This window comes from Leptospira ryugenii (genome assembly GCF_003114855.1).
GTDB classification, from domain to species: Bacteria; Spirochaetota; Leptospiria; order Leptospirales; family Leptospiraceae; genus Leptospira_A; species Leptospira_A ryugenii.
Window position 1 is genome coordinate 220,144 of record NZ_BFBB01000002.1, and the last position, 14,848, is coordinate 234,991.

The window sequence follows — 14,848 nt, forward strand, 5'->3', positions numbered from 1 at the left end:
TTTATGACAAAGTTATTTATACGTTTGAGTTTTAAGGACAAAATCGTTTGTTTCCTATTAACATTGATTTTTTTTCTCCTAACATACAATAGCTCTCTACAATGGATCCACTCGTTTGGCGATACAGCCTTCTTGTCAGAATTATTGGAGAATATCGCTAATAAAGGACATGCATCTTCCCATTTATTAAGTTCCTCACATGAAATGGAGGTAAAGACCAAAGTCTATGCTAGTAAAGCGGAAGACATTAAAAAGAAAAGTTTAAAAGCGACTGACTACCAAGATGAATATGTATTAAAATATCATACATATTATATTTTATTCTTTCTTGCACCTTTCGTTAAGTTAATTCCGATCTATATCTTGCTTCCTAGCCTTACTTGCTTTTCCTTTGTGGGCCTTTGCTTTTTATGCTATTTATATTTACGAAAGATAGGAGTCTCTGAATATTTCTCATTTATTTTTGTGGTTCTAGTCTCAGTTCATCCGGTTTGGAATTATGGATTGCAAGGAGAAATTTACGTTGATCGCTTTTTTTTGTTTTGTGGTCTCTTATTCATTTTTACTGTTACTAAGAAAAGATTAAATTATTTTCACTTAGGCCTAGTCGCATTGCTTTGCCTATTATTGAATGATCGAATTGGATTGTTTACAGGAGCTTTTGCAATTTCTTATTCTTTTTTATATTTCACTAAACATACAAAAGAAAGAATTTTTTCCTTATTCTTTATAGGTTCTGTTTCGATCATCTATTCCATATTTGCCATCAAAGTTCTTCTCTCAAAAGTAGGTGCTGGCGGCACTTATGATGCTTGGTTTACTACATCAATACTTGAAAATTTCATCAATTATTTACAAAATTATACGAATGCTATGGTGAATTTTAAGCTATTTATGTTCGTGAACTTTAGTTTGATTGTATTGATTGCTATTTTTGATTGGAGAGCTAGCCTGATTGCATTTGGTTCAATGATTCCGAATATTTTAGGAAACATTGGAGGAGCAGAAAAAACTGGCTGGACCACACATTACCATTCGAATTACTTTCCCATTCTAGTTTGGGCTGCGATAACAGCTTACGTAAAATTTTACCTTAGAGTTAAAGGTAAGATTTTATCTTCGATTTTTTTCAGTTGTATCTTCTTTGGATTTATAATCCACTATACTTTCTTTAATCCTTTTACTTGGGAAAATCCTCACTATAAATTCGATAGAATTAATTCGAACGTTATGGTAACTGCATGGAGAACTCTAAGAGAGGGTTTCAAGCATCCATCATATGAGTTGTATAGGTCTTCTAAACTTATGAAGGATTATATCCCAGAAGGTTCTATAGTCTCTACAGTTAATATCGCGACAGCGATGATATATGAGAATAGAAGAGCATACTATTATCCTTTGGCAATTGATGATGCTGATTTTGTCATCTTACCGTATGGGAATATTGATTCAAAGAATCCTTATTATCCAGTTTGGGTAAATTATGATGTCAATGAAAATGAAAAAATGAATCAAATGTTAAATAATAGGCTGAAAGAGCGAGGATACAATTTGTCCAATCCAAAGTTATTTCCCGGAAATTTTGCAGTTTTTAAGAGAGAAATGTCACATGCTGATTGATTATAAAGAAGAGTATCAAAAGAAGAGAGTATTGATAACTGGAGGACTCGGGTTCATAGGTAGTAATCTAGCTATTAGTCTGGTAGAGCTAGGAGCTGAAGTTCAATTAGTGGACGCCATGATTCCTGAATATGGTGGAAATCTCTTCAATATCGAGGCTATAAGAAATAAAGTTTCTATAAATTTTTGCAATATAACAGACATCAATGCTATCAATTATCTCGTCAAAGATGTGGATTATATCTTTCATCTGGCCGGTCAGGGAAGTCATAGTGTAAGTATCGTTGACCCATTTCTAGATATTGAATGCAATATGATGGCTACACTAAACGTCTTGGAAGCATGTAAGAAGAATAATAGAAATGCAAAGATCATTTTTACAGGCACTAGAGGGCAATATAAGCCGAAAATTTCTTTGCCTGCTAAAGAAGATTCCGATATGACTCCTAACACAATTTATGGTGTTACAAATTTGGCTGCTGAAAAGTTACTTTTAATTTACCACAATCTCTTTGGTTTAAAGTCAGTAATGACTAGAATCAGCAATGTTTATGGCCCTAGAGCACAAATGCGTAACAATAAATATGGAGTACCAAATTGGTTCCTACGTTTAGCTATTGATGATCAAGAAATTCCCATTTACGGATCTGGAAAAATTAAACGCGATTTTCTTTTCGTAGAAGATTTGATAGATGCATTATTGATGTTGCCTTTAAAGGAAGAATGTTTTGGTGAAGTTTTTAATCTTGGTGTCCCTGAGCCTTCCAATTATTTGGATTATGCGAATTTAGCAATACAGCATTCCAATTCAGGAAGGATTCGCATGGTGCCTTTCCCAAAAGAATCAGAGGATCAAGAGGCAGGAGATTATTACCCCGACATATCCAAAGCAAAACAATTTTTAGGATGGGAGCCGAAAGTTTCCTTAGCTGAAGGGATCGAGAAAACGATAGCCTATTATAAGAAATATCGAACAAATTATTGGAATCATCAATAGGTAGGAACCATGATCCCGTTTTACGATTTTAAGAAGGTATATAAGGAATACGAGAATGAGATACAAGATTCCATTAAACGAGTCATAAATAGAGGTTATTTTATATTGGGACCGGAGTTAGAAAGTTTCGAATCCGAATTTGCATCATACTGCGGTGTCAAACATTGTATAGGTGTGGGCAATGGATTAGATGCTCTTGTGATAATTCTCAAAGCAAGAGGATATGAAGAATCTTCTGAAATCTTGGTGCCCGCAAATACTTTTTTTGCATCGGTTCAATCAATCACAATGGCAAACCTAAAACCAGTATTAGTTGAACCAAATATAGACACATATAATTTAAATCCGGATTTGATAGAAAAAGCAATTACCAAACATACGAAAGCAATAATGGCCGTACATTTATACGGTCAGCTCGCTGAAATTGAAAAGATAATTGAGATTGCCGATCGACATAAATTGATTGTTATTGAGGATTCAGCACAAGCACATGGAGCAAGTTGGAATGGTAGGAGAGCGGGTGGATTCGGATTTGCTGGAGGCTTTAGTTTTTACCCGGGAAAAAATCTTGGTTGTTTTGGTGATGGGGGGGCAATTGTAACAAACGATGATGATTTGATGAAAATATCCAAGGCACTTCGTAATTATGGATCCAATCAGAAATACGTACATGAGAAAATCGGATTCAATAGTCGCCTTGACGAAATCCAAGCAGCCATTCTTCGAGTTAGGCTACGATATCTAGATGCGGAAAATACCAAAAGACGAACTATCGCTAAATTCTATAGAGAAAATATAAAGAACGAGAAAATTGTTTTGCCGAAAGTTGAACATGAGGATTCCCATGTTTGGCATCTATTTGTAATAAGAACCAATGAAAGAGACAATCTAATGAGTCATTTGAATCATCAGGGAATTATGCCGCTCATTCATTACCCGATACCCCCACACAAGCAAAATGCTTATTCTGAGTTAGCGACACTGTCTTTGCCGATTACAGAAAAAATTCACAGGGAAGTGGTAAGTCTACCAATGAGTCCAGCCTTAACTGAAGAGGAATTGGAAAAGATTGTAATGGCTGTAAACAGTTATTAAGAAAGAAGAATTTTAGTGTTACAAAGACAACTACAATCTTGGCTAATATTTGCATGTACTTTCTGTATTGCAATTTTTAGATTTCATTTGTACCCAATTCCGCACCTTCCGAATCTATTATTTCATTTTTCTCAATTTTTATTTTACACTCTCTTTTTATGTATAGCTTTCGATGGTCTGGGAAAATGGATTAGGAAAATCTTTACTATACGAACAGAGGGCTTGGATATTGCATTTGGTTTGGGTATTTTTGCTTGGATTTTACAGTTTATTCAAAAAATTTCCATCTCATATACAATCCCTTTTATCATTCTTATTGTTGGTTTTTTCATTCGCATTAAGTATACACTTCGGGAGATAAAAAGTAATTCTGTACGATTCGCCCATGATTTACTGTTCCTTTTCTCTTTTATTTTGCTACTTATTAGTTTTGGTCATTATGATGGTCTATTAGAATATTCAAATGATTTTGATAGTAACTTCCATCATATTGTCCTTGCACAAAATTATGTAAATCATGGGAGCTTTTTTGCCCCTCTCTGGTTAAGAGCACCCTTTATTCCGCAACTAAATCATTCCCTATATGCTTTTCTACTGTCATACTTTCAAAATGACATGCTTTATTTAAAGGTTCTGAATGCAGTAGCGTTTATCCAAATATACTTTCTTTTTGTGCGAATTGGCACTCCAAAATGGCGAATCATAGGTGTCCTTTTTGCTTTCGTTGTCGCAAATGTATCCGAGCTAGGTTATCTATTTAATACGAATATGGATGCTCTTTTAGGTCTGTTTATCTTAGCTATTTTTTACCTCTTTTATAAAAGTGTTAGGGATCAATTTACGTATTCAAATCTTTTGTTGATCATAATCTTTTCTGGTTTTGCGGCAGGACAAAAACACTTCGGATTGATGTTTTCCTTTCCCATTCTTTTTTTATCTGGTTTGCTCGCTTTCATTGAAAAATTTAGATCAACGCATTCGGAGATTCAAGTGTCTGCGATTTCTGTTTTTTTTCTATCCAAAGATTTTTTAAAATTAACTTCTATATTTTCTGTCTTTTTTTTAATTTTCATTCCATTCTATATGCATAACTTGTACTACAGTAAAGATTTGCTTTTTCCTTTTTTGGGTGGTGTAGAGAATAAGTATGGCTGGAAGAAGGAGGAGTTAATCGATTTTTTAGGTCCAACAATCAACCATTGGGGTCATAGAAAGGATTTGTTGGGTTTTTTTCATATTCCGAAAGATTTAATTTTATATCCCTATGATTTCCAATTTTTTCAACAGGGAGGATTGGAAGATTTCTATGTAAGCACAATATTGGGATGCATTCTTATAATTGCTGTGGTATCACTGCTTTTCTACAGAAAATTAAAGCAATTTTTTTTTCCTGCAATCCTCCTTTTAATTTCTACCTTTTTATGGTATAAAGGTAGTCAGGTAATACGATATCTTTTTCCAATTTCATTGTCGGGTTTACTTTTAGGATTCCTATTTTCTTATGAAAACGTCCGTATCAAAACTGTTTGGCTGCGGAATAACATTCCCACTTTTCTTATCGTGTGCTTCTATTGTTTACTATTCACAAAAATTGAAGCGATTCGCGAAAGAATTCCAATTAATGCAATGGAACACTTTGAACTGCGATCAAAGATTTATGGAAATCTATTCTCCGGTAATTTAAGAATCCAGGCAGAAGCATCGAACCCAACTATTTTAGAGTTTGGTCCACAGTCTGCTGCTGTACGCTCTTTTTTCCCGAATTTCTTATTTTGCGGAGATTGGTTTGGAGGTTGCGCCTATAACTTATTTACTCATTCTTTAGGTCCCTTACGATTCCGTGAATGGGATGAGATCAAGAAAAATGTCCCATTACAGAAAGTTGACTATATTTCTATCTACTGGACTCAGTTTAGTGGAGGGAGATTCCCTAAAACAAAGGAAGAGTATAAAGAGGCTTTTCCAAATTCAGTTTCGGTTTGTTTGATCCCGTTTTACGAAAGTGAGTATGAATATTCGATATATAAAGTGAAAAAAGAGTGCCAATGAAAGTATTGATAACAGGCATAAACAGCTTCGTTGGTAGTCATCTTGCAGAGGTAGCAAAAGAAAGGGGATATGAAGTATGCGGTACCGTATCATCCTCCGAAAAATTATCGGTCCTAGGACAAATTGTTCGAAAAAATTATGTATTTAATTTAAATGATGATCACCTTCCAGAAATACTTGAGAAGTTTGATATTGTAATTCACTGTGCATTGGATCTCAAAGCAGCAGGGCATACTATTGAAAAGACCTGTACATTTGATCGTAACCTACGTAAAAATCAATCATTGCGATCTATATTCATTAGTTCGATGTCCGTCAATGATGCTAATCAGAGTCAATACAGCGAAATCAAAAGGAAATCAGAAGATTATTTCTTAGCTAAAGAAGATAGTATTGTTATCCGTCCAGGATTAATATTAGGCAACGGAGGTTTGTATAGTAAAATGGAGGGCTTTGTAAGAAAAGGCACTTTCATACCACTCCCAGATTCTGGAAAATATCCCATGCCTGTTATTCAGATTTTTGCATTCTGTAATTTTTTATTTGATTCTGTTCAAGAAAATAGGAAGGGTCTTTTGGTGGTCTACCAAGAGAATTTGCTATCTCTAAAAGAAATTGTACTGTCTATCGCAAATAGATATCAGAAAAAGATTTGGATACTTCCGATTCCCATAGGACTTGTGGAAATTCTCAGCCCATTAGTAAAAGTAATTTTAGGTCTTTTTAAAATTGAAATTAATTTTGATAGCATTTTAGGATATAAGTCGTATAAAACGCTAACAATTCCTCCAAGTGATTTTAAAGAAAAATGAAGATTAGTGATATTTTTAAAAAATTTTCCTTAATGGAAATTTTCTATCTAGAGTTTGAACAATATGTTTACTTCCTTGTAAAATATTTCCCAGGGGCAGTGGGATTTTTGCTAAGATTTTTAATCGTTAAAATCTTCTCAAAAGAATTACATGGTATGGTTTGGATACAGCCTGGAGTTGAATTGATTCATTTAAAGAACATCGTGTTCGGAAAAGGAGTTGGGATCAATACAGGAACATACATAAATGGTGTAGGAGGGATTCTCTTCGAAGACAATGTATTGATCGGAAGCAATGTGACAATATCATCGGGAAAGCATCCAACATACCTGAGTGAAAGAGACATCATAGAATTACCAAGTGAGAGACTCCCAATTAAAATCAGAAAAGGAGTTTGGATTGCTGCTGGTGTAGTAGTAAACCCTGGAGTTGAAATTGGGAAAGGCACTGTAGTCGGAGCAAATTCGGTAGTTACAAGGAGTCTAAGCGAAGAAGGTATTTATGTAGGATCGCCAGCCCGCCTTATGAAAAAGAGAGTCGTGCGAAATGGATAAGTCTGATATTCTCTTTGGCGAAGCAGAGTATTTTTTACATTCCTGTTTTCAAATTCAAGATGACCGAGCAATCTGCGAGTTATACGTTAAAGCACACGATTTTGTATTTGTGTCTTCGGAAATTGATATTAAGAACATAGATATTCTCGCCATAGTTGATAAAAAATTGCATGTGGAAGCGATAGAGTATTACCTTCGTCGACATATTCCTAATAACCTACTTAGCAAAAAGCTCCATATTTTGATTTACCTCTTGGAATCGCAGGCCTGTTACCAAAGATTTTTCAATAACCATAAACAGGCTTTTTTGTTTGGTTTTCTATCCTTATCACTATATACAGTTCGGTCTATTTTCCTCTTGATTTGGGGTAAATACTTGGTCCAAAGACATCATTTAGTTTTATAATTTATATGTACTCTATCTTAAGTAAATCCTTTCAACTAATACCTGTATTGCTGTTTATTGTCATCTTGGGGTTTATCACTCCAGAATTGTACGGTTCACTAAAACTATCAATTCAGGAGTTTTCTGGACTTACTGAATATGTCTTTTTTATCTTCATTTCATTTATATTGTATTTGGTATTATTCATCTGTGTTCGAGGAAAATATACACTAGCTATTTTTCTATTTTTCGCTTTCAGCTTGATTCAAAATTCAATCATAAATCATTATTTTGTCAGTTTGGTATACTTAGTATTTTTTTTGTTAGGTTTGTACTTGGGAACTGCAAATTTATTGAAACGAATCCTTGAACGGATGAGTTCAGAAGATATAGTATTTGTTAGCATGCTCTTTTTGTTTTTGTTAGTCAATCTATGCCTCCTTTTTGGAGTAAAGATCAGTTTGTTTACTAAGTTTGTTTCCTGCTTAGGAATATTTTTTGTTTTTAGGAGGGTGTTCCATAAGTGGAAAGATATTGAGGTCCATTATTACCAATATCTCAGGTGGTCGGTAGCAAGATTTCGTTTTGTAGACGTTATGTTAGGTTTAGCTACGGTTCTTGTTGTAACAAATGTTTTGATACTCATAAACCAACCAATTCTGGAATGGGATAGTAATGTCGGTCATATTCCAACGATGAATTATTTTTTGGAATCCAATGCTTTAAAACCTAATCCTTATTTATTGCAGTCCTATTTTATCAATTTTCACCATCTCTCTGCTTTGCCTCTTCATCAAATCTTTGGCCAATTTGGTTTGAAGCTGTACAATCTTATTCAACTTTGTTTGTTTATTTTTTTCTTCATCAAGATAATTTTTAAGATTGGGAATAGAAGTACGATTTCTCAGCTAGATCTTTTATTAGTATTTGGAACTATCTCAACGCCTATTTTAATGAGTCAATTGTCAACATTTCAGTATGATTTGTCCTGTGGAACTATTTTGGCTATATCAATATTTTATTATTTAAGAATTCGTGAAGAATCGGGAGAGCAAAGGACGATAAATGGGATTTTCTTTGCATTTTCAGTGCTCGCTGGTTTTTACAATAAGCCAAATTTTATTTTCGCAACATTTGCTCTTTCTTTACTCTTACTGCCATTCTTTTGGCAAGAAAAAGAGTCTCTTTGGAGGAGAATTGCTCTTTTTGTTTCTATATTTATAGCAGGTATAGTCATTATTCTTTTGAAATCAAAAATATATTCAGGGGAATGGTTTATGCCTTACTCTAAGGTACTTGCTGCGAATTCCGATTGGAATGACTATGGGATCCCAGGGGTGAATTACTTTTTCAGAGGCTTAATTTATCTATATGGGATTACGTTCACAGATTTATATGGGAGTACGTATAAGTTTGGGAATGGCTTCATCTTGTTTTTTTCCTTTCTATCTGCACCATTTTTTTTGAATCGGAGAAATTGGTTCATTCTCGTTTTCATCATTATGACAATTTATCTTTCGCTATTCAGCACGCAATATGTCCGTTATTTTATATTCTTTCTTGGATTTCTTCCTTTGGTTTTTATTGAGCAGGAACAGGATCGCAATCATAAAGTTGTTCTGAGCCTCCAGTTTATTTTATTGCTAATTATTGTTTTACAAGTGCTATCCATGAACCGTATGAACTGGTGGGTTAAGATGAATGCCGCGAGTTTATATCCAGGTTTTCGATCGGATATTTTGGAAGAATCTCTGAGAGGTGAAGACTATGTTTTATTTAAAGAGATAATTTCTGATTTAAAGAGTGAACAAACATTAGCTATCCATCCTGATTTCTCTTGGCGTTTTTACTATATTGCCAAAGAGCCTAATACAAAAATAATTCCATTAACTTGGCAAACAGATGTAAGGCCATTGCTAGAAGATAAAGGAAATATCGTAAGTCGTCTACTTAGTGCTGGTTTTAAATATGTCCTTGTACCTACCTTAAAAGAATGGAATAAAGATAGTTCAGAATATGAATATATAAAAGAAATCGATCAAAGATCTAAAGTAGTAAAAGAAAATTCGATTTTTAGAATTTACCAATTAGATATAAAGAAAATGGAGAAAGCTGAATGAAAGTAATCGGAATACATGATGGCCATTGTGCAACTGCATGCTATCTGAAGGATGGAAAAATTATTTCATTGGTATCGGAAGAACGATTTACAAATGTAAAAAATCAAGGTGGATTTCCAATTCACTCTCTGAAATGGATTCTAACAGAGAATAAACTTTCGATAGAGGAAATAGACAAAATTGCTCTTGGAAGTTATGCTATGTGGGATTGGGGACATGAAGATGAAATTGTGTATAACAATCGGCTTCGGTCTAGTATTTTACGTCTCTCTAAATTTTTCCCAAAAAGTATATTGGGTTCTAATTTTGCCATAGATTTCTTTCTGTTTGTTATGAAGCGATCTAGAAGGAAAATGATCAATCGTTACTGTTCAAAATATAATCTGGACGTTAAAAAAATTGAAATTGTAGAACATCATTCTGCTCATGCCTTGTCGGCTCTCTACGGTTCAGGGTTTACTAATTCTGTGGATTCTGTACTTATCTTTACTTCCGACGCGTCCGGTGATGGTTTATCAAATACAGTTTCGACATGGAAAAAAAGTGAGGGTTATAAAAGAATCCAATTTAGATCGGCATTTCATTCGCTCGGTATGATATACGCTGAGGTTACCAAATTCTTAGGAATGCGTGCAAATGAGCATGAATATAAAATTATGGGAATGGCGCCATATGTTCCCTTAGAGTATTCAGAAAGAGCATTTAAGAAATTTAAAGAATATATAGATTTTGATCCAGAAAGCGGAGAAATTATAAATAAAAAAGGTAGTGGAAATTTATTTTTAGAAAGTTTTAAAGAAGATTTTTACAGAGAGAGGTTTGACAATATTTGTGCAGGTATTCAGAGGCATTTTGAATACATTATTATTAGCTGGATAAAGTATTGGGTAGAAAAAACTGGAATTCAATCCGTCGTATTTGGCGGAGGTTCTTTCATGAATGTGAAAGGAAATATGTTAATATATGATTTAAAGGAAGTGAAAAATCTATTCATCTGTCCCAGTTGTGGTGATGAGAGTATAGCCTTAGGAGCTTCTTACAAAGTTGCTTTAGAATTAGGCGAAAAAGAGTTACATCCGATTGAAACATTGTATTTGGGGCCTGAATATAGTGATAGATCAATAATTGACGCCATTACTAAAAATAAGTCTAAGCTCGAATACAAACTTGTAAAGGATATTGAGACAGAAATAGCTCGTCTGCTTTCCAAGGGTATGATAGTCGCAAGGTTTCAAGGGAAGTCTGAATGGGGAGCCAGAGCCTTAGGTAATAGGTCAATTTTATGTAGAGGTGATGATCCGAGGGTGATTCACAAACTTAATAAGTCTATTAAGATGAGGGATTTTTGGATGCCATTTGCTGCATCAATGTTAGAAGAAGACTCAAAGAAATATCTGGATAATTCTAGAAATATTGTTTCGAGATTCATGATGTTGACGTTTAGAACTAAATCACCATCAAATTATGAAATATTTTGTGGTCTTCATCCATACGACTTTACTTGTCGTCCTCAAATGGTTTCAAAAGAAAGCAATCCAGCTTATTTTCGATTACTGACCAAGTTTAAGGCTTTAACGGGTATTAGTGGGCTAGTAAATACATCTTTCAATTTGCATGGATTTCCTATAGTAGGTACTCCAGAGGTTGCTTTAAATACTCTTATTTCATCAAAGATAGATTATCTTGCCATTGGAAGTTACCTTATATGGCGAAAGGATATTAATTTAAAATTAAAATGAATCAAAATGAAGTCTATGATGCAATCATAGTTGGATCTGGACCCGCGGGTATGGCATCTGCTTATCAGTTGAGAGGCTTGAATGTTTTGGTTTTAGATGTAGGTAATCGACCGAAAGAAATACCAGATTTTTCAGAAAATCTTTATGATTTAAAAGAGAAGAGAAATTTATTTAAAGAATTGATCGGTGAATCATTCGAAAGCCTTCATAACATAGATAAACATTATTTGAGTCCAAAGTTGAAGGCACCTGGAATGAGTTTTATCACTGAAGGTCAAGATCAACTCTCTCCAGTGTCCACAAAAGAATTTGAAGGTGTCCAAAGCTTTTCCTTCGGTGGCTTAGCGAACGCTTGGGGTGCTGGTATGCTTCGATTCAATGAATACGATTTGCAGGGCTTCCCAATATCCTATGCTGATTTGAAACCATACTACGACCAACTTTCTGACATAATGGGAATTAGTGGAGAGAATGATGATCTCTCAAAATTTTTTGGTGAAGATGAAAAATTTTTGAAACCACACACATTAGGAAGGTTGGGAGAAGATCTGTTAAGCAAATATAATAAAAATAAATCCCTTTTCCATAAGAACGGATTTTATTTTGGAAAAAATCGACTTGCAGTGCTTACAGAAAAAAAAGGAAATAGAGAGCCATTGCATTATGATAATTTGGAATTTTTTAAGTCCAACATCCCTGCAATTTACAATCCAACCTATACTCTGAATGAATTGATTGAAGGAAAACTAATACAGTATCGTAAAGGCTATTTGGTTGAAAGTTACACCCAAGCCGAGGGCGAAGTCAAAGTTAAGGCGATTCATTTGGAATCAGGAAACGCAGAAATTTTCCGAACAAAGTATTTGGTACTAGCGGCAGGTTGTTTAAACTCGGCAAAGATCGTTTTACGCGCAAACAATGCATACACCGAGAGTTTGCCTTTGTATGATAATGCAATCAGCTACGTACCTTTTCTCATTCCAAAATTTATAGGAAAACCAATCGAAAGGAGCGCATATTCCGCTCAACTAGTATTTGTGCATGAGGATCCTAAAACAAAGGAACGGATAAACGGCTCCTTTTATGGATTGAGTGGCCCGCTCAAATCTGATCTTCTTTTTGAATTTCCACTTTCTTTAAAAGCTAATCTTTATGCCTCAAAGTACCTTGTGCCTGCCTTGGCCGTCTTTCAGCTGTTTTACTTTGATAGGGATCATTCAGAGAATTGCATAAGCCTCGGTCAGGATTTCTCCATAAAGATTTCATACAAAAAACAAATGAATCAATCATTTAAAATTGAAAAGAAACTCATTTCAATACTCAGGAGATTTGGCTATTTTAGTCATTCTGCACTTTGTAAATTCCCGGCAGCAGGAAATAGCTTCCACTATGCAGGCTGTCTGCCAATGAAAGCCAGTCCTAAAGAATTTCAGGTGGACGCTCAAGGAAAACTCTGGAATTCGGAGCGTGTCTTCATTGCCGACTCAAGTAATTTCTCTGCTTTTCCAGCTAAAAACCACTCATATACAATTATGGCAAATGCAATGAGGATATCCGATCTATTGCGTAAGAGGATAAGCTAGTAAAGCTGGAGAGAATTCTCTCAAAAAAGGAATTGAGTGGTTAGCCTTTTTTGGAATCAATGTATTCGAGGGTGGGATGTTTCCTAGTTTTTACCTTCGAATCAGCGAATACGGAAAAAATGATGAAAATTGACGAAGCATTGCAAATTATGCAGAGCTCACTTGACAGTTTGAAGGAAAGTGAAGTTATAAAAGTGAGTATCAAAGTGACACCAGAATTGGTTTTATTGGGGAAGGGCTCTCCCTTTGATTCTTTAGGCTTCGTAACTCTAATGACTGAGATGGAAGACAGAATGAGTCGCTTAACTGGGCAGGATATTTTTTTCAATATCATGGAAGTTTCGAACTTTAACATTGACAATCCCTTTCTTTCTGCCCAGGCCTTTGGCGAATATATGATATCATTAGTGTAAGGAACAAAGCGATTATGAGCGAACAATCTGTAATGGTGATTACTGGAACGAGTAGAGGAATAGGAAAAGGTCTCGCTGAATTTTTTTTAAATAAAGGATATATTGTTGCAGGATGCAGTCGAGGAGCATCGAACATATCTCACCCCAATTATACTCATTCTGAGCTGGACCTAACAGATGAGATACAAGTTCAAAAATGGGCAAGAAAGCTCCGAACAGACCTCAAAAAAGTTGATAGTCTTATTTGCAATGTTGGTTTGGTAAAGTCAGCACTTTTCATGACGATGACTCCTGGCGCAGTATTTGACTCCTTCTTGAAAACAAATCTTTCTGCTACCTTTTTCGTATGCCGTGAGATATCCAAGATTATGCTGAGCAATAACTATGGAAGAATTGTAAACATTGCATCCATTCTTACTGAAATTCACGAACCAGGCACATCGGCATACTCCATGACGAAGAGCGGAGTTATAGAATTTACAAAGTGCATTGCAAGAGAACTTGCGCCCAACCATATAACCTGCAACGTAGTTTCACCAAGCGTGGTTCAAACAGAGGCTGTGGATGACTTGGGTGAGGACTGGAAAGAGCGAGCGCTTGCTTTACAAACAATCAAAAGAGTTGTTAATTTTGATGAAGTAGCGAATGTAGTTTCATTTTTCGTTTCACGCGAAAGTTCTGCTATCACTGGTCAGGTGATAAATATGTGTTTGGTCAATTAGGCTTTGTATCAGCTTGGAAAAACAAAAGATTGAAATATTTACTTTTGAAAAGTATACACTCGCAAAAATAATTACTGGTGTATTCAAGGAGAATTGTTACATCGTAGTTGATAGGGAAAGTTCAGATGCTATTATCTTTGACCCAGGTGAAGATGATGACTTAATTTTCTCTCAAGTCCAAGAATTAGATTGTAATGTAAAATGCATTTTATTAACCCATGGGCATTTTGATCATGTGGGGAAAGTAGCGAGCTTAATCAGAAAATACAATGTTGGGGCATTTGTCCACAAAAATGACCAAAGATTGATGCGCCAAGCCCCGCTCTATGCCATTAGATATATAAATAAGGTAGTAGAAGCTCCTCTTCCATTTGGAGTATTCGAAAACGAAACGAGCCTTACGTTTGGAAGCATTACAGTAAATATTTTTAGAACACCAGGACATACTTCTGGTGGTGTTTCTTTCCAAATTGATAGAATAGTAATCACGGGAGATACACTTTTTAAAGAGCACATAGGCCCAACAAATTATCCTGAAAGCAATTTAAACGATCTATTAGAGTCTGTTGATTCTCTGTTATCAAACCTTGATGAAAATGCGACAATTTACCCAGGCCATGGAAGAGAATGGTCTGTTAAAAATGCAAAAGTATGGTGGAATGCAAAGTCAGTCAATAAACCTCAATATCAGATTATGAATGATCCAACATTGAAGTAGCATGATAGACACTTCAAATTAATCATTTCAAATTTAAAAAA

The 14,848-nt window shown here is 34.9% G+C and carries 13 protein-coding genes; all 13 read left to right on the forward strand.

Annotation, left to right across the window (positions count from 1 at the left end; genetic code table 11):
- The first annotated feature begins 3 nt into the window (after nt 1–3).
- Nucleotides 4–1,620, forward strand: coding sequence for a glycosyltransferase family protein (locus tag DI060_RS01695; RefSeq protein ID WP_108973049.1), 1,617 nt, complete (start codon nt 4–6; stop codon nt 1,618–1,620).
- Nucleotides 1,610–2,617, forward strand: a complete 1,008-nt coding sequence (locus DI060_RS01700; protein WP_108973052.1) for an NAD-dependent epimerase/dehydratase family protein — start codon at nt 1,610–1,612, stop codon at nt 2,615–2,617. The genes DI060_RS01695 and DI060_RS01700 overlap by 11 nt, the downstream gene beginning before the upstream one ends.
- A gap of 9 nt (nt 2,618–2,626) precedes the next feature.
- Nucleotides 2,627–3,712: a DegT/DnrJ/EryC1/StrS family aminotransferase gene (locus DI060_RS01705; protein WP_108973054.1), complete on the forward strand. Its 1,086-nt coding sequence runs from the start codon at nt 2,627–2,629 to the stop codon at nt 3,710–3,712.
- Nucleotides 3,713–3,934: 222 nt separating this feature from the next.
- A complete protein-coding gene (locus DI060_RS01710; protein WP_135354971.1) occupies nt 3,935–5,761 on the forward strand; it encodes a hypothetical protein in 1,827 nt (608 codons plus the stop codon).
- On the forward strand, nt 5,758–6,573 hold the full coding sequence (locus DI060_RS01715; RefSeq protein WP_108973058.1) for an NAD-dependent epimerase/dehydratase family protein: 816 nt from the start codon (nt 5,758–5,760) through the stop codon (nt 6,571–6,573). The genes DI060_RS01710 and DI060_RS01715 overlap by 4 nt, the downstream gene beginning before the upstream one ends.
- Nucleotides 6,570–7,127, forward strand: a complete 558-nt coding sequence (locus DI060_RS01720) for an acyltransferase (RefSeq protein WP_108973060.1) — start codon at nt 6,570–6,572, stop codon at nt 7,125–7,127. Before DI060_RS01715 ends, DI060_RS01720 begins: the two co-directional genes overlap by 4 nt.
- Nucleotides 7,120–7,533 (forward strand): hypothetical protein, encoded by a 414-nt coding sequence (locus tag DI060_RS01725; protein ID WP_108973062.1) that lies wholly within the window; start codon nt 7,120–7,122, stop codon nt 7,531–7,533. Before DI060_RS01720 ends, DI060_RS01725 begins: the two co-directional genes overlap by 8 nt.
- A 5-nt stretch (nt 7,534–7,538) precedes the next feature.
- Entirely contained in the window at nt 7,539–9,632 is a 2,094-nt protein-coding gene (locus DI060_RS01730) for a hypothetical protein (protein ID WP_108973064.1), read from the forward strand.
- Entirely contained in the window at nt 9,629–11,371 is a 1,743-nt protein-coding gene (locus DI060_RS01735; RefSeq protein ID WP_108973066.1) for a carbamoyltransferase C-terminal domain-containing protein, read from the forward strand. The genes DI060_RS01730 and DI060_RS01735 overlap by 4 nt, the downstream gene beginning before the upstream one ends.
- On the forward strand, nt 11,368–12,954 hold the full coding sequence (locus tag DI060_RS01740) for a GMC oxidoreductase (RefSeq protein WP_108973068.1): 1,587 nt from the start codon (nt 11,368–11,370) through the stop codon (nt 12,952–12,954). The genes DI060_RS01735 and DI060_RS01740 overlap by 4 nt, the downstream gene beginning before the upstream one ends.
- A 119-nt stretch (nt 12,955–13,073) precedes the next feature.
- Nucleotides 13,074–13,367: a hypothetical protein gene (locus DI060_RS01745; protein WP_135354972.1), complete on the forward strand. Its 294-nt coding sequence runs from the start codon at nt 13,074–13,076 to the stop codon at nt 13,365–13,367.
- Nucleotides 13,368–13,381: 14 nt separating this feature from the next.
- Entirely contained in the window at nt 13,382–14,089 is a 708-nt protein-coding gene (locus DI060_RS01750) for an SDR family NAD(P)-dependent oxidoreductase (protein ID WP_108973072.1), read from the forward strand.
- Nucleotides 14,090–14,102: 13 nt separating this feature from the next.
- Entirely contained in the window at nt 14,103–14,807 is a 705-nt protein-coding gene (locus DI060_RS01755; RefSeq protein WP_167836880.1) for an MBL fold metallo-hydrolase, read from the forward strand.
- Nucleotides 14,808–14,848: the final 41 nt, after the last annotated feature.